Source organism: Luteibacter sp. 621 (assembly GCF_050435445.1).
Classification (GTDB): Bacteria; Pseudomonadota; Gammaproteobacteria; order Xanthomonadales; family Rhodanobacteraceae; genus Luteibacter.
On sequence record NZ_JBNDKI010000002.1, the window covers coordinates 367709 to 386811 of the forward strand.

Below are 19103 nucleotides of genomic sequence, written 5' to 3' on the forward strand. Positions count from 1 at the left end.
CCCGGGGTACACGCCGCCGCAGCCGCGCCATGCGCAGCGATGCCTTGAGCGGTTGTCCCCGGACATAGCCTGCGCGTTACCCCTGTCACGCTGGCGGCAGGATTCTGACATATCGACGGCCCGGTTCGGGCCGTCCGCAGGCAACGCCTCAATGCAATACGGCAATTCTGAAAACGCTTACGTATCTGTCCCTGCGTGACCGGCCTCACGCCACGGCAGGGCGCCATGCACGCGGCGTGATAAACGCGTTATGGTGGGCTCACTTCGGCGCCTCGTCGGCGAAGGGTCCCGGCGCGATGGATCGCGCGGACCACCATGGATGTCCCGCGCCGAGGGATCAGGAGGCGACGCGCGGACCGCGACGGTGAATATCGATGAGCGAGTACGCCACCAGCCCGTTCCAGCGGGCCATCGCCACCTCGGATCGCGAGTTCCGGGAGCTGGCCGATTTCGCGCCAGTCATGATCTGGCGTTCCGGCGTAGACAAGCTCTGCGACTGGTTCAACAAGCCCTGGCTGGATTACACCGGGCGCACCATGGAAGAGGAAGTAGGCAACGGCTGGGCCGAGTGCGTGCACCCCGAAGACATGGAAGCCTGCCTGGCCGTCTATACCGGCGCGTTCGATGCCCGTGAGCCGTTTTCCATGGAGTACCGCCTGCGCCGACGCGATGGTGAGTACTGCTGGATGCTCGATAACGGGTCGCCGTTCTACCGGGATGGCCACTTCGCTGGCTACTGGGGCAGTTGTGTTGACGTGACGGCCCACCGCGATGCCCAGCGTGCCCAGCGCATCCTCATCAATGAACTCAACCACCGGGTGAAGAACACCCTGGCCGTCGTCCAGGCCATTGCCATCCAGAGCTTTCGCGGGGAGCGCCCCGTGGAGCAATCGCTGGGCCTGTTCGAAAGCCGCCTTCGCGCCCTGGCCGGGGCCCACGATCTGCTCGTGTCACGCGCCTGGGAGGAGGTGGCCCTGCGCGGCATCATCGAGGCCACGGTTGCACCCCACGACCCGGACGGTACGCGCGTGCGGATGGACGGCCCGGCCCTGATGCTGCGCCCCGAGCCGGCGGTATCGGTCGCCATGGCCCTGCATGAGCTCCTGACCAACGCCATCAAGTACGGCGCCTTGTCAGTACCGGGCGGGACCGTGGCGCTGCACTGGGGTTACGTGCCCGAACGCCACACGGTGCGCCTGGAGTGGCAGGAGGCGGGGGGCCCCGCCGTGGAGCAGCCCGTCCAGCGCGGGTTCGGCACACGTTTCATCGAGCGGGTGCTCGCCACCCAGGCTGGGGGCAGCGCGGAGGTGACCTTCGCCCCCGAGGGCGTCCACTGCGTGTTCGAGGCCGAGGCACGGACCGGGTCAACCCTGGCCTGGCGCAAGGCCGGTGTGACCGGCCCGCCTGATCGGTTCGCCGACGCCTGAGCCTTCGTCGCTCATGCTTTGAGAATCCTCTGCTGCATGCTGTCGGGTGGGTGAGCTAAAACCCTGGCTGGCGGCGCGAAAAAATTTTCCGCTGCCATGTCGATCGGCCCGGATGCCGTTCGACGTACCCATGAAGGCCAGGAACGGTTCTGGCCAATGGCAAGGAGAAGGCAGATGCGATTCATCGTCATGGTTCGCGCGACCCAGGAATCCGAGGCGGGCATCATGCCCAGCGAAGCGTTGATTACCGCCATGGGCAACTTCAACGAGGAACTCGTGCGGGCCGGCGTCCTGCTGGCCGGCGAAGGCCTGCGCCCCAGCAAGGATGGCGCGCGTATCCGCTTCAGCGGTGACCGCCGTGAGGTCATCGATGGCCCGTTCACCGAGACCCGCGAGCTCATCGCCGGCTTCTGGCTTATCCAGGTGCGCTCGCTGGATGAGGCGCTCGAGTGGATGAAGCGCTGCCCCAACCCCTTCGAAAACGGAACCTCCGAAATCGAGATCCGCCGGATCTTCGAGGCTGAGGATTTCGGTGCCGAGTTCACCCCCGAGGCCCGCGCGCAGGAAGAACGCATGCGCGCCGAGATCGCCGCCCGTCAGTAACCCCACCCAGCACTCAAGGATCACGCCATGAACATCACTCCGTACCTTCATTTCAAGGACAACTGCGAGGAAGCCTTTGCGTTCTACGAGAAGGCCCTGGGCGGGCAAATCATCATGACGAGCCGCTTCAAGGATATGCCGCCACCGCCGGAGGGCGCGGCAAACAACGAGGGCTGTGGTCCTTCGCCCGAGGAGATCAAGGCCATGGGCGAGAAGATCATGCATATCCGCCTGCAGGTCGGCGATGCCATCCTCATGGGTTCCGATACACCGCCAGTGTTCAAGCACAGCGGCAAGGTCGAGGGCTGCACCATCGCGCTCGGTTTCGATACCCCGGCTGAGGCCGAAAAAGTCTTTGCGGCGCTTTCCGAGAAGGGCACGGTCACCATGCCGATTGGCGAGACCTTCTGGGCTGAGCGTTTCGGCATGCTCGACGACGCCTTCGGCGTATCGTGGATGGTGAACGGTGGCGAGAAGAAAGGCCCGTAAGGAGGGTTGCCCATGCGATTCCTGATCGTCCGCAAGGCCGATGCCGAGACCGAGGCCGGCGCACCTGTCACGCAGCCCCTGCTCGACGCGATGGCCGAGTATTGTGATGTGCTGGCCTCCGAAGGCCGGTTCCTGGCCGGTGAAGGGCTCAAGCCCAGCCGCGAAGGCGTTCGCGTCAGCTTTCGCGATGGCCGCACGCCGGTCGTGGTGGATGGCCCCTTCGCCGAGGCGAAGGAGCTCGTCGCCGGCTTCAGCATCATCGAGGCCGATTCCATGGAAGCGGCCGTGGACTGGGTGAAGGGCTGGCCGGCCGAGGATGCCAACGGCAACGCGGAGATCGAGATCCGCCCCGTGGGCTGCCCCGGTGGCCTCAGCAACTTCGGCGATCCAGCCGAAGATGACTCGGACCGGCCGCGCTACATGGTGATGCTCAAGGCGAACGAGCGTAGCGAAACCGACTGGAATCCGGGCCCGGAGATCCTCGGAAAGATGGCCGAGGCCAACCGCGCCGGCTACGAGGCGGGCTACCTCATCGCCGGGAATGGGCTTTCCTCCAGCCGGCACGCCAGGCGCGTGCGCTTCAGCAAGGGCCAGCCCCAGGTGTTCGACGGCCCATTCGCCGAGATCAAGGAGATGGTCGCGGGGTTCTGGGTGCTGCGCGTCGATAGCCTGGATGATGTCATCGCGTGGGCCCGCTCCTACCCGTTCCCCGACGGCGATGACGCACGGCTCGAGATCCGCCCGCTGTACACGATGAAGGAGCTGCTCGCGCCACTGGCGTAATGCGGCAGCGCGGCTTGCCTGCCATGGCGGCGGATGGTGTCATCCGTCGCCATGACCGACCCAACCCATCGCGCCATCGATGCGATCTGGAAGATCGAATCGCCCCGGCTCATCGCCACCATCGCCCGCATGGTGCGCGATCTCGACCTTGCCGAGGAGCTGGCCCAGGATGCGCTGGTGTCGGCCCTTGAGCAGTGGCCACGCGATGGCGTGCCACGCAACCCGGGTGCCTGGCTGACCCAGGCCGCCAAGCATCGCGCGGTGGACCGTATCCGCCGCGAGCGCATGGCTGGCCGCAAGCTCGAGGCGCTGGGCCAGGACATGGAAGGCCTGCTGGAATCGCACGACAATGCACTGATCGATGCGCTCGACGACGATATCGGCGATGACATGCTGCGGTTGATCTTCACCGCCTGTCATCCGGCGCTGTCGGTGGAAGCGCAGGTGGCATTGACGCTGCGCCTTTTGGGCGGCCTGGCGACTGATGAAATCGCGCGCGCCTTCCTCGTCCCCGAAGCCACCGTGGCGCAGCGCATCGTGCGCGCCAAGCGAACGCTGGCGGGCGAAGCCGTGGTTTACGAAGTACCACGCGGCGGCGAACTCAAGGACCGCCTCGTCGCCGTGCTGCGTGTCGTGTATCTCATCTTCAACGAGGGGTATGCCGCGACGGCGGGCGAGGACTGGATGCGTCCGGGCCTATGCGACGAGGCACTGCGCCTTGGCCGTATTCTCGCAGAGCTGATGCCCCGCGAGGCCGAAGTGCATGGCCTGGTCGCCTTGATGGAAATCCAGGCCTCCCGATCGGGCGCACGCACGCGGGCGAACGGCGAACCCATCCTGCTGATGGAGCAGGATCGTGCCCGCTGGGATCGCCTGCTGATCCATCGTGGCCTGGCCGCGCTGGATCGCGCAGAAAAGCTCGGCGGCGCGCGCGGCCCCTACGCCCTGCAAGCTGCGATCGCCGCGTGCCATGCCCGTGCGCCACGCGGCGAGGACACCGACTGGCAGCGCATCGCCAGCCTCTACGCGGAGCTCGTCGACGTCATGCCGTCACCGGTGGTCGAACTCAACCGCGCCGTGGCCGTATCCATGGCCGATGGCCCCGCGCCCGCGCTCGCTATCGTCGATGCGTTGAGCGACGAGCCATCCCTGAAGGATTACCACCTCCTGCCCAGCGTACGCGGCGACCTGCTATTCCGCCTCGGCCGGTTCAGCGCCGCCCGCGAAGCCTTCCTGCAGGCGGCCAGCATGACCCGCAACGAGCGTGAGCGGCGCCTCCTCGAGTCCCGGGCGGGGGCCTGCGCACGGGAATAGCTCTCGGTACGGTGAGATTCGAAGATGATTTCTTTTTTTGAACTAGTGCGTGATATCGATATTGACGTTGGTGCCGTCGGGGACATCCTGCAGCTGCTGCAGGACTGAACCGGTCAGTTCGAAATGTTCGCGTGCCGGTACCGGGTTGAAGTTTTCCACGGTGTATTCGCCTTCGGCGAACACGGGTAGCGTCACGTAGGTATAGCACTCGCCTTCGGCGCACACCTTGCCTGCTTCGATCAGTGCTTCGATCAGCGGCGGGAGCAGCCATTCATCGGCGATCTCTTCGCGCAGCAGCTGGTTGAATGCCTCGACGTTATCCGCCACGCGCTCCACTTCCGACGTACCGGTATTGAGCCAGTACACGCCACCTTCGTCCGCCTCATAGAACATATCGCCCAGCGCGGTGAACAGCAGCGGGGTGAACGCGTCGCCAATGCACCAGCTCCACGACGTGGCGAGGGCATCGATGGCGTCTTTATCAGGTGTGCAGGTGAGTTCTTTCCAAGAGAGGGGCATGGTGGGGTGGCCTGGGGAGGGGTAGGCGGATTGTAACGCCTACCGGTCCGCGTCGACGGCCCGGGTCACGGCCCGCACGAAATCGCCGCGCGCCCTGGCCTGGGTATCGTCGGTGGCGACAGGCCATGCCGCCAGTTGCACGACCACCAGGTGCCGTGCCGGGTCCACATGCAACAACTGGCCGAAGATGCCGATACCCGCAAACGCGCCGCTATCCCAGGTCCACCACTGATAGCCATAGCCACGGCCCGATACGCCGATATCCGCATGTTTTTTCGTCGCATCCGCCAGCCAGCCATCGGCCAGCACCGCACGCGCACCGGCCATGCCGCCATCGAGCAGGAACTGGCCCAGGCGGGCGTAATCGCCCAGCGTCGCGGAGACGCCCGAGCCGCCGGCCTCGGTCCCGTCAACATCATCCTTCAGCCACAGCGCATCGCTCGCCATGCCGTAAGGCTTCCAGACTTTCTCCGATAGATACGCCGCGAGCGTCTTGTGCGTGGCGCGGTTCACCAGGATGCCGATGAGATCAGTTTCGCCGGTCTTGTAAACCCAGCGCTCACCCGGTGCGAATTCGCGAGGCAGCGGTGCCATGTAGGTGACGAGCAGCGGCTCGCCCGGCACTCGCCTTCCTTCATACATCTGTGCCACATCCGAATGCGGGTCGCTGTAGTCCTCATTCCAGCGGACACCCGAGGTCATCGTGAGCAGCTGCCGCACCGTCACATCGCGATATGCGCCCGCCGCCAGCTCAGGGATATAGCGCACGACCTTGTCATCGAGCGACTGGATGCTGCCATCGCGCAATGCAGCGCCGACCAGCGTGGAGGTGAACGACTTGGCGACCGAGAACGAGGTCCACCGCGTCTTCGCGCCTGCGCCGAGCCCATATCGCTCCAGCCGCACTTTGCCGTCCTGCAGCACCATGATGCCCGCGACATGATGAGCGGCCATGTAAGCATCGAGCGTGGTGCCATCGTCCAGTACGGGCGCGATGGGCTTGCCCGGCGGCAAGGAATGCGCGACGCCATGCTTCACCACATTGCTGGCGTACTGCATTTCCATCGCGCGGAAGTTCGCCTCGCGCTGTGCCTGGTTCCAGAACAGCACATCGGTGCGGCGGGCATGCTGCGCCGTGCAGCCGGTGACCAGCACCAGGCAGGCCGTGATGAGAAAACGTTTCATGCCATTTTCCGGGCGCGTCGGCGAACTTCAAAACTGCCAAGCGCGATGGAGGCCAGGATAAACGGGCCGAAGCCGTAGATAACCCGGTAGGCCAGTAGCGCGGCGAGCACCTGCGCGCGCTGTTCCTGGGGGAACGCCGCGAGGGTCAGCGCTTCAAAGGCGCCGATACCGCCCGGCGTGTTGCTGATGATGCCTGCGAGCACGGCACCCACGTAGATTGGCGCGAAATTGAGGAAGCTGCCGGCAATCTCCGGCGGTAGCAGCAGGTACATGGTCAGGATGGCGCCGACCATCTCGATGATGCCGAACACGATCTGCGCGGCGGCCGAGCGCGCAGACGGGACCGGCGTGGAGAATTTCCACACCTTCAGTTCATCGTGCTTGCCGGCCAGCCAGTGCAGGAGCAGCACGAACGCGACGACCAGGCCCATGCCCAGCCAGCGACCCCATTCGTTCGCGATGGAGGGCTCCAGCACGAGCGCGATGCATGTGACCGCCGCAAACCCCATCCCGACTGCGAACCCCACGAGGCCGACCACGCGCGCCACATCAGCCGCACGCACTCCCTGCGTGGACAACATGCGGTAACGCAACGCCGTGCCGGTGATAGCGTGGAAACCCAGCGCGTTGCAGATGGCATGGGTGGTGGCACCGGAGAAGATCTTCATCTTCATCGATACCTTGCCCGGCACCACGGTTTCGACGGCGAACACGTCGTAGGCCGTGAGGCAGGCCCAACTGGTCAGTGCCGCGCCAATCGAACCGATCACATGCCAGTGGGGAATGCGGGTGAGCGCATCGCGCACGTCATGCCAGGCCATCTTCGCGATATAGCGGTGCAGCAGGAACGCTGCCGCACCCACGATGGCCAGCGTGATGCCGTACTTCAGGGCGCGGGTGGCGATGACCTTGCCCCGACTGGTCTGGCTTGGCTCTCTCAACGTCAGGTCCGCACGAACACAATGGGGGCCGATGATAGCCGAGCCGCTTCGCGGCAGGTGTTCATGCCACGACGTGGCCGTCGCGAATTTCGATCGTATGCCCCTGAAGGGCCTCGACATCCGCCGGATCGTGGGTGATGACCAGCAACTGGAGGTCGAGCCGTTGTTGCAAGGCGAGCAGCTCTGCCCGCATGCGCCCCCGCAACGCCGGATCCAGCGCGGCGAACGGCTCATCGAGCAGCACCAGCCGCGGTTCGGCCACCAGGGCCCGGGCCAGGGCCACACGTTGCCGCTGGCCGCCGGAGATCCGCGCGGGGTAGCTGCCGGCCACGGCGCCGAGCTCGAACAGGTCGAGCAGGCGCGCCACGCGCGCATCGCGCGCACGCCTGGCGGGATTGAACCAGCCACGATTTAGTGAGAACGCGATGTTCTGCGCCACGGTCAGGTGCGGGAAAAGGGCATAATCCTGGAAAACGTAGGCCACGCCGCGCTCCCGCGGCGGCAGCGCGACGCCCGCTGCGGCGTCGTAAAGGGTGTGCCCATCCACCCGCACGTGGCCGGCGTCCGGCAGCAGCAGGCCCGCCACGGCGCGCAGCGTCAGGCTCTTGCCGGCGCCCGAGGGGCCGAACATCACGATGCGCCTGGCGTCCGACGCGAAGGCAATATCGAGGTCGAAATGGCGATCGTCGTCACGCAGTGCCTTGCGGATCGAGATATCGACGCTCACGGGCGGCTCCTGCGCAGGTGATCGGGCGCCAGCCAGCCAGCGAGGAGCAACGCGATGACACAGGTGACCGATACGACTGCCACCATGATTGCCGCTCCGTGATCATCACCGGCCTGGACCGCGGCATAGATCGCCACGGAGAGCGTCTGCGTTCGGCCCGGCAGGTTGCCCGCGATCATCAAGGTGGCGCCGAACTCACCCATGGCGCGCGCGAACGCCAGCAGTGCGCCAGCACTAATGCCGCGGGCGGCGAGCGGCAGCGAGACGCGGAAGAACACGGCCGCTTCGCGCAAGCCCAGTACGCGGGCGGCATGTTCCAGTTGGGGATCCACGGCCTCGAACGCGGCGCGCGCGGCCTTTTGCACCAGGGGAAACGCCACCAGCGTCGACGCGATGACCGCGCCTTGCCAGGTGAATACCAGTTCGATGCCCAGGCGATCCAGCCATGCACCGAACACCCCGCGGCGGCCCAACAACACCAGCAGGTAGTAACCGAGCACGGTCGGCGGCAACACCAGCGGCAGGGTCAGCACCGCATCGACCACTTCGCGTGCATGCGATCGCCAGCGCGAAAGGCCGAATGCCACCGCCACGCCCAACACAAGGTTGATGGCGGTCGCCCACAGGGCGACCTTCAAGGTGAGCAACAGCGGAACCCAGAGCGAATCCACGCGCGGCTTACGGTGCCTCGAAGCCGAAGCCGGCCAGGATGCTGCGCCCCTCGGCCGACTGCACGAAGGCTTCAAACGCGGCGGCATCCGCGGGCTGCTTCGAGCCCGCCACCACGGCGATCGGGTAAGTGATCGGCTTGGGCGTGGGTACGGTGGCGGCGACCTTCACCTTGTCCTTCATGATGGCGGCATCCGTGGCGAACACGAAACCGGCGTCCACCTCACCCCGCGCCACGTAGTCCAGGCTCTGGCGTACGTTCTGCGCCAGCACGCCCTTGGCCGATACCGCATCCCATAGGCCCTGCTGCTCGAGCGCCGCCTTGGTGTAACGGCCCACCGGCACCGACGCGGGGTCGCCGTAAGCCACGCGCTTCACGCCATCGGCTTTCAGGTCAGCCGGCCCACGGATTGTCGCTTTGCTGTCATGCGGCACCACCAGCACCAACCGGTTGGACGCGAAATCCATGCGGGTGGCGGGGTCGATGGCCTTGGCGGCCGCCGCCTTGTCCATGGCCGCCTGGTCGGCGGAGGCGAACACATCCGCTGGTGCGCCACTGGTGATCTGGCGCAGCAGGACATCCGAGGCGGCGAAATTCAGGATCACGTGAGTATCCGGGTGTTTCGCCTCATAGGCCTTGCCCACCGCCTGGAAGGCATCGGTAAGGCTGGAAGCGGCTGATACCACCAGATCGGCAGCGGATACGGTGGAAACACCGGTCAGTAACAGCAGCGCGACAAGCGGACGAAGGCGCATCGTGGGTGTTTCCGGCAGTGGGGTCGTGAAGGACTATACGCGTGGGCGTATGGCACGGAAACCGCGGGCTCGAACGGACAAGGATCTCCAAGCCAGCCCCTCGCGCGGGTGGCAGCGTGGCCGGATCGAACGAGGGTTGTGGCCCACATGAAAGTCGCCTTACGCATCATTGGTGCCCTGCTGGTCATCGGCACCCTCGTCGTGCTGCTTTTCGCGTGGCTGGATCGCACCGAAACGACCACGGATGCCTATGTGACCGGGCGCATCCATCCGGTGGCGCCACGTGTCACGGGCACGGTCACCGCCCTGTACGTGGATGACAACCAGCACGTGAAGGCCGGTGATGTCCTGTTGCAGCTGGATACCCGCGACTTTGACGTGCGGGTGGAGCAGGCACGCGCGGATATCAACCGCGCAAAGGGCCAGGTGGCCAGCGCCCAGGCACAGATTGCCCAGGCGCAAGCGGCCATCGTGGCGGCGGATGCCAGTGTGCGGAAGACCGGCTTCGACCTGACCCGCGCCAGTGAACTGGTGAACGAGACGCCGCGAGGCATTTCGAAGCAGGAATACGATGCGGCGCGCGCCGCCTCCGATTCGGCGAAAGCCAACAAGACCAGCGCCGATGCCGCGAAGGTGGCCGCGGAGGCCGCGCTTGAATCGGCCAAGGCCCAGGTCGCCACCGGCGAGGCATCGCTGCACGATGCACAGCTGGCTTACGGCTATACCAAGGTTCTGGCGCCTGTGAACGGCTATGTCGGCCGACGCACGGTGGAAGTGGGTGCCCGGGTGGCCGCTGGCCAGACGTTATTGTCGATCGTGTCGGACCAGGTGTGGGTCGTCGCCAACTACAAGGAAACCCAGTTGCATGGGATGAAGCGCGGCACGGAGGCCCGCATGACGGTGGATGCGTTGCCTGGGCTCACCTTCATCGGCCACATCGATAGCATCGCGCCCGCATCGGGGTCACAGTTCGCGCTGCTGCCGCCGGATAACGCTACCGGCAACTTCACCAAGGTCGTTCAGCGCGTCCCTGTGAAGATCCTCTTCAGCGATGACGACCTGCGCCGCTATCGCGAACGCCTGCCGCCGGGCCTTTCGACCATCGTGAAGATCCGCGCGGGGGATGCGAAGTGAAACGGGCGTACGCCGTGCTCGTGCTGTGCGCCAGCGCGCTCGGCGGGTGCGTGCTCGGGCCGGATTACCAACGCCCCGAACGGCAGGCGCCCGCCGCATGGCAACACCCCGCCAGCACGCAGGGCGAACTACCCGATCGCTGGTGGGCGTTGTTCGGCGACGATGAGCTTAATCAGCACATTGACGCCACGCTGGCGGCCAACCAGGATCTGGCCGGCGCGCTGGCGCGCTATGACCAGACCCGTGCATTGCTGGGCGTGGCGCGCGCGGATGAGTTCCCCCAGGTGGCGCTGGACCCCCTGTACCTGCGCGGCCGCACCTCTGGCACCGTATCGAACGCCCTTCCCGCCCTGGAAACGACGCTCTACCGCGTGCCGGTGGATGTGTCGTATGAAGTGGACCTTTGGGGTCGTGTGCGCCGGAGTGTGGAAGCGGCGCAGGCCGATGTGGAAACCAACGCCGATACCATCGCCGCGCTGCGCCTCAGTCTGTCCGCCACCACGGCATCCACGTATTTCTCCCTACGCAGCGCCGATCGCGATATCGACGTGCTCGGCCGCACTGTGAGCCTGCGTGAGGATGCGCTGAAACTCGCTGACCGCCGTGCCCATGCCGGTGTGGTGGGCGATCTGGATGTACTGCGCGCGCGGGCCGATCTCACCCAGACCCGCGCTGACCTGGCCGATGCACACCGCCGCCGCGACAACCTGGAGCACGCGCTGGCGGTGCTCGAGGCGCGCGACGCCCCCGATTTCCACATCGCACCCCGCTCATGGACACCCACGGTACCCGTCGTTCCCGCAGGGCTGCCTTCCACGCTGCTCACCCGGCGGCCCGATGTCGCCAGCGATGAACGCGCGCTGGCGGCGGCCAGCGCGCGTATCGGCGTAGCCCGCACGGCATTTTTCCCGTCCGTGCAGCTCACGGCCTCCGCCGGCCTGTCGAGCAACGGCCTGGGCGACCTCACGGCACGCGATAGCCGCCTGTGGGGCATCGGCCCATCGATCCACCTGCCGATCTTCGAGGGCGGCCGCAACCAGGCCCGGCTCGAAGCGGCGCAGGCTGCGTATCGCGGCGCTTATGCGCGTTGGCGCCAGGATGGCATCGAAGCGTTCCGCGAAGTGCAGGATGCGCTCAGCGATGGCGCATGGCTGCAGGAACAGGGCGCCGCGCTCAGCGCCACCGTGGATGCGGCGACGGCCGCGGCCAAGGTATCGCGCTCGCGCTACGATCGCGGGCTTGCGGGTTATTTCGAGGTCGTGGATTCCGAACGGCAGGCGCTCGCCAGCCAGCGCGCCACGATCCAGAACGATCAGCAACGGTTGCTTACCGCGATCTCGCTGGTTAAAGCACTAGGCGGCGGCTGGAAGGAAGGGGATCCGGTGCCACGGCAACCCGAGGCCAGCGCTGCGGTTAACCCATGAACGCCGTTGTCGCGCCCACCGCGCAGGCGCCCGCGACCGCGCCTTTGCCGTGGCTCGGGATCGTGGCGGTTCTTATCGGCGCGATCGCCACGACGCTTACCTCGCGCCTGACGTCGATCGGCCTGTCCGATGTGCGCGGCGCGGTGAGCGCCGGATTCGATGAGGGCGCGTGGATCCCTACCGCGTTCGCCGCATCGCAGATGTTCATCGGGCCATTGGCGATCTTCCTGGGCCGGGCGTTCAGCCCGCGCCGCGTACTGCTTGTGGGTTGCGTCGCGTACGGGGTCGCCGAATTCCTGATTCCGTTTGCGCCGGATCTGCGCAGCCTGCTCGTGCTGCAATGTGTGGCGGGCCTTGGCTCGGGCACGTTCATACCGCTCACCGCCTCGTTCATCCTGCTGAGCCTGCCCCGCACCTTATGGCCATGGGGTTTGGCCGCGTACGCGATGAACATCATCCTCGGCCTCAACGTCGCCAGCTCGCTGGAAGGCTGGTACGTCGAGCACGTGCAGTGGGCATGGATCTTCTGGCAGAACACGCTGGTCGCCATTCCCATGCTGTTCCTCTACTGGTTTGGCCTGCGCCGCATTCCCATCGATTGGGATTACCTGCGCGGTGGCGATTTCCGCGGCATGGTCACGGGTGCGATCGGCTTCACGCTGATCTACATCGCGCTTGACCAGGGCGACCGGCTGGATTGGTTCTCGTCGACGTTCATCGTGGGCGTGCTCGCCGCAGGCATCATGGCGATAGGCCTGTTCTTCCTGCATGAAACCACGCTGCCCGCGCCCAGCGTCGATTTCGGCCTGCTCATCCGGCGCAACGTGCTGCTATGTATCCTGCTGGTGCTGTGTACGCGCTTTCTGGTCACCTCAAGCAATACGCTGGTCGCCAACTTCCTGATCCAGGTGCGCGGCCTTCGCCCGCTCGAGGTGGGCAACGCATTGCTGTGGGTCGCATTACCCCAGCTCATCATTGCGCCCACCGTCGCGTGGCTGCTCAACCGGATCGATGCGCGGTTCGCCATTGGCGTCGGCTTCTCCATCGCCACGGCAGGCTTCCTCCTGGCCACCGGCATCACCTCCGAGTGGGCCGAAGGCGACTTCAAGGTGGCCTTGCTGCTGCAGGCGGTAGGTGAAACGCTGGAGCTCACCGCGGTCGTGTATTTCTTCGCGCACCATGTGGGGCCCACCGACGGCATCACGTTTGGCGCGATCATCCAGACCGCACGGCTGTTTGGCGGTGAGCTGGGTACGTCCCTGCTTATCTCGTTTACCCGCAAGGCCGAGCAGTACCACTCAAACCTGATTGGCCAGCACGTGCAGGGCGACTCGCCACTCACCGAAGCGCGCATCAACGCCTACGCCACCGCGGTGGGGCAACTTTCGCAGGGCACGGGTACGGCGGAAGCGCGCGGCGCCGGCCTGGTGGCTACCGCCATCCGCGGGCAGGCGTACACCCTCTCGATTCTCGACGGGTTCCTGCTGGCCAGTTGCGTCGGTACGTTCGCCATACTGATCGTGTTGTGCTTGCGCGAGCCGCCCGCGGTTGCCACGCCACCGGCCGTTCCGCCGTTGCCCGATCCGGCGGCTGCCCGGCGCACCTGAGCCCGTGGTCGGCGGGGGGCGACACCGTGTCGCATTCCGTTCACCCCGGTCCATGACATCATCTCTGGACCCGGGTCCGGGGTTGTGAAAAGGGGACGCCACGTGCGTCGTAGAGCGGTCAGACAGCGTGCGTGGGGATGGATGGCGATCATCGCCGTCTGGCTCGCGGCGCTCGCCCCTACGATCTCCCGGGTCGATGCCTGGCGCTTCCCCGAGCTGGGAGCATGGTGTGAACCCGTCGATGCCCACCACCATGGTGATGAGGGCGCACGGGGGCACGACGATGCCGGCGCCGCCTGCGGCTATTGCACGCTGTTCACGCACAGCCCGGGCCTGGCCGGTGCCTTCCACGCCGCCGGGGTACCCCACCTTTCCCTTGCCAGCCCAACGCCTGCTGCGCCGGGCCGCGAGTTCAGCCCGCGGGCCGTATTCCATACCCACCCACGAGGTCCGCCGGTCGCCGCGCACGCCTGATCGCCAACGATCCCGCTGTACGCCACCGACCTACGGACCCTGACGCCATGCCTTTCCTTGCCACCGAGGGACGCGTACTCGCGCGTGCCATCGCCTGCGCCTTGAGCGCCTATACGTTCGCTGCGCACGCCGCCGAGACACCCGACCTGCCACCGCCCACCACCAACCTGCATGAAGTGCGGGTGTCAGCGACCAGCCATGGCACGGCGGTGGATCCCGATATGCCCGCTGCCGTGGAGACGATCACGCCGGCGAAGCTCGAACGGCTGAACATCGTCAACACCGAGGATGCGCTGAAATACCTTCCCGCCTTTGGCATCCGCAAGCGCTTCGTGGGCGATGAGAACGCGACGTTCTCCGTACGTGGTACGAGCAACCAGCAAAGCGCGCGCGGGCTGGTGTACCTCGATGGCCTGTTGCTCTCCAACCTGCTGGGTAACAACTGGGCGAACCCGCCGCGCTGGTCCATGGCCTTCACGGATAACCTCGCCCGCATCGATGTCATCTACGGCGCGTATTCCGCGCTGTACCCCGGCAACAGCATCGGCGCGACGGTGGTCATGACCACGCGCATGCCGGATAAGCTCGAAGTCACCGGTGATGTGCAGGCGTTCACCCAACACGTGCATACCTATGGTGTGGACCGCGACTACGGCGGCAGCAAGCAGACCGCGACGATCGGTGATCGCAGTGGCCGTTTCGCGTTCCTCATCGGTGTATCGCACCTGCAATCGAATGGTCAGCCGCTCGTTTACGCGGTGCAGAATCGCTCCACCACCACAGGTTCGGGGCGCCCTGTGACCGGCGCGATCGGCGATACCGGAACCACGGGCTTGCCCCGCGAAGTGCTCGGCATCAATGCAGAGGGCCAGGAAGCCACGAGCCAGGACGAAGCGCACGCACGCTTTACCTATGACCTGACACCGGGGCTCACGGCCGCCGCCACGCTGGGCTACTGGAAGCAGGATCTGTCGCACCGCACCGATACGTTCCTTCGTGATGCGAACGGCAATCCGGCCTGGTCCGGCCCCGTAAGCATCGATGGCCGCCAGTACACATTGCCCGCCAATTTCTTCGCACCGTCCACGCGGCAGAGCCGAAATTACCTGTATGGGCTGTCCCTGGGCACGCACCGCGATACCGGCTGGAACGTGGAGGGCAACGTCTCGTACTTCGACATGGACCAGAACCGCGATCGCACGGCAAGCGCCGTCACGTACGATGGCCCGGGGCTTCTCACCGCCGGCGACGGCAGCCGCTGGCGCACGCTGGACCTGCGAGCGAGCCATACCCCTGACACCATGGGTGCGAACACGCACACGGTGAGCTTTGGCTACCACTATGACGGCTACCGCCTGGACAATGCGTCGTACGCCCTCGATAACTGGCGTCGTGGCGACGCGGGTGCGCTTACCGCATCCAATGGCGGCAGCACGCAAACCCAGGCGCTCTACGTGCAGGATGCGTGGCAGCTCGATGAACGCTGGCGCCTCACCGCCGGTGCGCGCTATGAGCAATGGCGGGCTTTTAACGGGGCACGCGCCACCGCATCGGCCACCACCGGCTACCCGGAACGGAAGGAAACCCATACCTCCCCGAAGGTATCGCTCGCTTACGCCGCCGGCGATTCGCTGATGCTGCGTTTGTCGGGCGCGCGGGCATACCGCTTCCCCACCGTGAACGAGCTGTTTCAGGGCACCTTCAACGGCATCAGCCTCATCAACAACGATCCCAGCCTGAAGCCGGAGAATGATCTTTCACGCGAGCTTTCCGCCGAGTGGTATCACCCCGACAGCATCACGCGCTTTACCGTGTTCCGCAGCGACACGCGCAACACGCTGTTCAGCCAGACCGATACGACGGTATTCCCGAACGTCACCAGCGTGCAAAACGTCGACCTGGTACGCACGCGTGGCGCGGAAGCGAGCTACGACGGCACCGGTGTTTTCACACCATGGCTCGACCTGACCGCGAACGCGGCCTATACCCAGGCCACCACCGTGCGTAATCACCGCAACCCGGCGTCCGAGGGCAAGCAGTTCTACCGCATACCACGCTGGCGGGCCAACGTGATGGCGACGATGCACGCCAGCGATAACGTGGCACTCACCCTCGCCGGCCGCTATTCCGGCAGGCAGTACAACACGCTGGACCACAGCGACATCGATCCGGATACGTTCGGTGGTGCCAGCGATTTCCTGACCTTCGATGCAAAGGTCGGCTGGACATTAAGCGAGCATGTCGAGCTCAGCGTCGGCGTGGATAACCTGACGAATCGCCGTTATTACGTGTATTACCCGTACCCGTCGCGCACGTGGCTGGCCGAGGCGCGGTTCCGTCTCTGACGGCTCACGCCGCCACGCAGCGCGGCTGCGTGGCGGCCGGCATGGCTTCATCGAGCATGAACGATGCGGTGCCACCATGGGACAGCCGAACGAGGAAACTTCCCACGCCGGCATTGCCCGTAGCGAGATCGCAAGAGATCCGCGCCAGTTCTGCACCGGGCACGGCATAGCCCTCGCCCTGCGGGATAAGAAAGGGTTCGATGCCGCATGCCACGTGGCGTGCCTGCTCCGTGTACAGCACAGCGCGATCGGGCAGGAACGTGGCAAGGTCGAGCAGTGTCTCGCCTATGCCCGCAAGGCCATCGAATAGCCCAGGGCGAATCGCGTGGCGGCGGAAGAGATCGCGTTCGGTCGCCATGATGGCATCGCGGTAACACGACTCCCCCGTGCACGCGTAGAGCCGCGCAGCCACGGCAAGCACGCCGGCCGTCCCCTCACGGAGGTAGGGCAGCACGGTCCCGGCATCCACGTAGGCCGGCCATGATGCGGTACCACCGGGGCCGGGTACGGCGTGCGCCAGGTCGAAATCCAGCGCACCGCGCGCGGCGGTGAGGTAGCGCCCCTTTCCCGTCGCCAGGTACAAATGGAGCATGAAAACGGCGATGCCGCTGGCACCCTCGCCAAGGCCCAGCGGTTGACGCCGGGCGGCAGGCCAGCACAACGTGCCCTCCCCGGCCACGGCCTGGGCCAACAGCAGCTCGCCCGCCTCACACGCCGCATCCAGGAACGGTCGCTCGGCCGTGGCATGCCATGCTTTCAGTCGGGCCAGGCCCCAGCCCGCCACGCCGTCGTCCAGCCCGGCTTGCTCGCGCACGGCACCCTCGAGGGCGGACGCGCGTAGCAAGCCCGTCGCGAGCGCTCGCTCACCCGCATCGAACAACGTCCACGCGATACCGGGCGCGCCACCGATCAAGCCAGCTCCCAGTTCATCGTTACCCTGCACACCCTCGCAGAGCCAGGGCAACAGGTTCGAAGGCGGCGCGCGGCCGACGCGGTGGTAGGCGTGCAGTACGCCGGCCGCGCCATGTGCGACCCCATAAGGATGGGCCTCGAATACTTCCGGCCCCGCCGGCACAAAGCGATCGATGCGTGGCGCTCCGGCATGGTGCTCAAGGTAGCTAAAGAGGCGCTCCGTTACGTCGGGCGCGGGAGTGGGCGGCCGGGTACGGTGCGGTACCGGCGAGCCATCGCGGGGCATCGCCGCCACGGCGGCGCGCAAGACTGCCATGGCCTTCACCGGATCGGGGCGCCGCTCAGGTGCGGCATGGGTCAGCCCCGCAACGATGTCAGCGTAGGCCTGTGGGTAGCCCATCTCATCGACAAAGCGCGTGAGAAAGCGCGGCAAGGCCATGGCGTCCAGCGGCTGCAACGCGTTCACCGGGGCGCAGGCTGCAAACAGGTTGGCCCCGAAGGCGTACCGATCCGCCGCCACCGCCATCGCGTGTGTGCTGCACGACACGTCCCTGGGGGCGAAGCCGGGTGTCCACGCATCGGCGACATGGTCCAGGCCATCCTCAATGGCGGTCTCCAGGTCGATCAGGCGCACGTTACCCGAAGACTCGACGATGATGTTGTGGAACGACAGGTCGCCCACTGAGATACCCGCATCGTGCACGGCGTTCAGCGTTACCGCGAGCCTCTCGAACACCGTGCACAATTCATCGAAGTACGCTGATACATCGGCGCGCGACGCATCGACACGAAGCGCTGGATAACGTCGCGCCAGCCACATGCGCAGCGTGTCGCCCTCGAGCATCTCCTGGGCCAGGAAGCTGTGCTCCCATTCGCGGAAATGCGCGATCGGCCGTGGCGCCACGGCGAGTGGCGCGAGCCGGCGAAGCAGGCGGTATTCCTTGCGCAGGCTGGCCGTCGCCGGCTCTGCGGCACCGATATACGGACGGGCCTCCTTGATCACGACGCGCCGCCCTTCGAACAGATCGTCGGCGACATAGATACCTCCCGCCGCCGAAAAGGCGAGGGACTTGAGTGGCCGGAACCGGCCACCACCAAGTAGCGGCGTATCGTCTGCCGGTGCGCATGTATCGTCACCCAGCGGGTCGACGAGCCAGTCTGGCACCCGGTACCGCGGCTCGCGATCATCTGGCTCCGCACCACCGTCGGGGCGCCGTAGCAGCCATTGGCGACGCCCACGCGCATCAATACGGTAATCGCTCAGCATGCCGCCATAGCGATACGACACGATGGGGCACTCAGGATGTCGGCGATCCGTCAGTACGTACGGGCCGACATAGCCGCCGAGCGCGGCGGCCAGGTCATCCAGGACGCGGCGGAACATGCGCAGGTCGGTGGGGTAGACCGTAATGAATTTACCGGCACCGCCGCGCGGCCAGCGTTTGCCATTGATCGCTCGAAGCAGCCGCAGGTCGCCGGCGAATTTAAAGGCCACGTCGTTGGCCACCAGGATGGCCGCCGTGATGGCGAGCACGATCCGCGCTGTCGCCGACACCGAAGACACGTGGATCTTCCAGCCCTGGGCGGGCATCCGGCATGCGGGGGGTTGGGCGTGTAGCCATATGCCTGAGCGGTGCAGGGCCCACGCGGCGGGCAACTGCCGGCGAACGACGTTCTCGAACTCATCCGGTTCAACGCGGTGCCGTGAGTAGGGCTCGAAGAACTGGGGATCCACTGCCGTGTACGGCCATAGTTGCCTGTGTCGCTCCATGCGTATCCCTCTTCAGGAGCGGC

17 protein-coding genes are annotated in these 19103 nt (G+C 66.0%); 10 read left to right on the forward strand and 7 right to left on the reverse strand.

The features are described from left to right. The first annotated feature begins 374 nt into the window (after positions 1-374). From ABIE56_RS03865 to ABIE56_RS03885, 5 genes are all read left to right on the forward strand, one after another. On the forward strand, positions 375-1427 hold the full coding sequence (locus ABIE56_RS03865) for an HWE histidine kinase domain-containing protein (protein ID WP_429242510.1): 1053 nt from the start codon (positions 375-377) through the stop codon (positions 1425-1427). Between the two features lie 174 nt (positions 1428-1601). Further along, positions 1602-2030 (forward strand): YciI family protein, encoded by a 429-nt coding sequence (locus ABIE56_RS03870; RefSeq protein ID WP_429242511.1) that lies wholly within the window; start codon positions 1602-1604, stop codon positions 2028-2030. Between the two features lie 27 nt (positions 2031-2057). After that, positions 2058-2519, forward strand: a complete 462-nt coding sequence (locus ABIE56_RS03875) for a VOC family protein (protein WP_429242512.1) — start codon at positions 2058-2060, stop codon at positions 2517-2519. A gap of 12 nt (positions 2520-2531) precedes the next feature. After that, the gene (locus tag ABIE56_RS03880; RefSeq protein WP_429242513.1) at positions 2532-3302 is read left to right on the forward strand and encodes a YciI family protein; all 771 of its coding nucleotides are present in this window, start codon (positions 2532-2534) and stop codon (positions 3300-3302) included. Between the two features lie 51 nt (positions 3303-3353). Further along, positions 3354-4616 carry an RNA polymerase sigma factor gene (locus ABIE56_RS03885; protein ID WP_429242514.1) on the forward strand — a complete coding sequence of 421 codons (1263 nt, stop codon included), beginning with the start codon at positions 3354-3356 and terminating at the stop codon, positions 4614-4616. A gap of 42 nt (positions 4617-4658) precedes the next feature. Here ABIE56_RS03885 and ABIE56_RS03890 read toward each other — a convergent pair whose 3' ends face one another. The 6 genes from ABIE56_RS03890 to modA form a co-directional block, all read right to left on the reverse strand. Continuing rightward, positions 4659-5135: a T6SS immunity protein Tdi1 domain-containing protein gene (locus tag ABIE56_RS03890; RefSeq protein ID WP_429242515.1), complete on the reverse strand. Its 477-nt coding sequence runs from the start codon at positions 5133-5135 to the stop codon at positions 4659-4661. 39 nt (positions 5136-5174) lie between these two features. Continuing rightward, entirely contained in the window at positions 5175-6320 is a 1146-nt protein-coding gene (locus tag ABIE56_RS03895) for a serine hydrolase domain-containing protein (RefSeq protein WP_429242516.1), read from the reverse strand. Then, complete coding sequence (locus ABIE56_RS03900; protein ID WP_429242517.1) at positions 6317-7261, reverse strand: lysylphosphatidylglycerol synthase transmembrane domain-containing protein; 945 nt, start codon at positions 7259-7261, stop codon at positions 6317-6319. Before ABIE56_RS03900 ends, ABIE56_RS03895 begins: the two co-directional genes overlap by 4 nt. Positions 7262-7322: 61 nt before the next feature. Beyond that, the gene (locus ABIE56_RS03905; protein ID WP_429242518.1) at positions 7323-7988 is read right to left on the reverse strand and encodes an ATP-binding cassette domain-containing protein; all 666 of its coding nucleotides are present in this window, start codon (positions 7986-7988) and stop codon (positions 7323-7325) included. Then, positions 7985-8659 (reverse strand): molybdate ABC transporter permease subunit, encoded by a 675-nt coding sequence (gene modB / locus ABIE56_RS03910; RefSeq protein WP_429242519.1) that lies wholly within the window; start codon positions 8657-8659, stop codon positions 7985-7987. Before modB ends, ABIE56_RS03905 begins: the two co-directional genes overlap by 4 nt. A gap of 7 nt (positions 8660-8666) precedes the next feature. Next, on the reverse strand, positions 8667-9413 hold the full coding sequence (gene modA / locus ABIE56_RS03915) for a molybdate ABC transporter substrate-binding protein (protein WP_429242520.1): 747 nt from the start codon (positions 9411-9413) through the stop codon (positions 8667-8669). 147 nt (positions 9414-9560) lie between these two features. Here modA and ABIE56_RS03920 point away from each other — a divergent pair, with 147 nt between their 5' ends. The 5 genes from ABIE56_RS03920 to ABIE56_RS03940 all read left to right on the forward strand — a co-directional run bounded on the left by ABIE56_RS03920 (position 9561) and on the right by ABIE56_RS03940 (position 16397). Further along, a complete protein-coding gene (locus ABIE56_RS03920; RefSeq protein WP_429242521.1) occupies positions 9561-10547 on the forward strand; it encodes an HlyD family secretion protein in 987 nt (328 codons plus the stop codon). Further along, positions 10544-11971 (forward strand): efflux transporter outer membrane subunit, encoded by a 1428-nt coding sequence (locus tag ABIE56_RS03925; protein WP_429242522.1) that lies wholly within the window; start codon positions 10544-10546, stop codon positions 11969-11971. The genes ABIE56_RS03920 and ABIE56_RS03925 overlap by 4 nt, the downstream gene beginning before the upstream one ends. Beyond that, positions 11968-13578 carry an MFS transporter gene (locus ABIE56_RS03930; RefSeq protein ID WP_429242523.1) on the forward strand — a complete coding sequence of 537 codons (1611 nt, stop codon included), beginning with the start codon at positions 11968-11970 and terminating at the stop codon, positions 13576-13578. Before ABIE56_RS03925 ends, ABIE56_RS03930 begins: the two co-directional genes overlap by 4 nt. Positions 13579-13719: 141 nt before the next feature. Next, on the forward strand, positions 13720-14052 hold the full coding sequence (locus tag ABIE56_RS03935) for a DUF2946 family protein (RefSeq protein WP_429242524.1): 333 nt from the start codon (positions 13720-13722) through the stop codon (positions 14050-14052). A 47-nt stretch (positions 14053-14099) separates the two neighbouring features. Then, complete coding sequence (locus ABIE56_RS03940) at positions 14100-16397, forward strand: TonB-dependent receptor (protein WP_429242525.1); 2298 nt, start codon at positions 14100-14102, stop codon at positions 16395-16397. A gap of 4 nt (positions 16398-16401) precedes the next feature. Here the strand turns inward: ABIE56_RS03940 and lanKC are convergent, their stop codons facing one another. Beyond that, positions 16402-19080 carry a class III lanthionine synthetase LanKC gene (gene lanKC / locus ABIE56_RS03945; RefSeq protein ID WP_429242526.1) on the reverse strand — a complete coding sequence of 893 codons (2679 nt, stop codon included), beginning with the start codon at positions 19078-19080 and terminating at the stop codon, positions 16402-16404. Positions 19081-19103 lie beyond the last annotated feature (23 nt).

Bases quoted from the DNA above. Each gene is read 5' to 3' on its own strand.
- lanKC (WP_429242526.1), bottom strand. From the start codon at position 19,080: ATGGAGCGACACAGGCAACTATGGCCGTACACGGCAGTGGATCCCCAG.
- ABIE56_RS03940 (WP_429242525.1), top strand. From the start codon at position 14,100: ATGCCTTTCCTTGCCACCGAGGGACGCGTACTCGCGCGTGCCATCGCC.
- ABIE56_RS03870 (WP_429242511.1), top strand. From the start codon at position 1,602: ATGCGATTCATCGTCATGGTTCGCGCGACCCAGGAATCCGAGGCGGGC.
- modA (WP_429242520.1), bottom strand. From the start codon at position 9,413: ATGCGCCTTCGTCCGCTTGTCGCGCTGCTGTTACTGACCGGTGTTTCC.
- ABIE56_RS03880 (WP_429242513.1), top strand. From the start codon at position 2,532: ATGCGATTCCTGATCGTCCGCAAGGCCGATGCCGAGACCGAGGCCGGC.
- ABIE56_RS03875 (WP_429242512.1), top strand. From the start codon at position 2,058: ATGAACATCACTCCGTACCTTCATTTCAAGGACAACTGCGAGGAAGCC.
- ABIE56_RS03885 (WP_429242514.1), top strand. From the start codon at position 3,354: ATGACCGACCCAACCCATCGCGCCATCGATGCGATCTGGAAGATCGAA.
- ABIE56_RS03890 (WP_429242515.1), bottom strand. From the start codon at position 5,135: ATGCCCCTCTCTTGGAAAGAACTCACCTGCACACCTGATAAAGACGCC.
- ABIE56_RS03895 (WP_429242516.1), bottom strand. From the start codon at position 6,320: ATGAAACGTTTTCTCATCACGGCCTGCCTGGTGCTGGTCACCGGCTGC.
- ABIE56_RS03930 (WP_429242523.1), top strand. From the start codon at position 11,968: ATGAACGCCGTTGTCGCGCCCACCGCGCAGGCGCCCGCGACCGCGCCT.
- ABIE56_RS03920 (WP_429242521.1), top strand. From the start codon at position 9,561: ATGAAAGTCGCCTTACGCATCATTGGTGCCCTGCTGGTCATCGGCACC.
- ABIE56_RS03865 (WP_429242510.1), top strand. From the start codon at position 375: ATGAGCGAGTACGCCACCAGCCCGTTCCAGCGGGCCATCGCCACCTCG.
- ABIE56_RS03935 (WP_429242524.1), top strand. From the start codon at position 13,720: ATGGCGATCATCGCCGTCTGGCTCGCGGCGCTCGCCCCTACGATCTCC.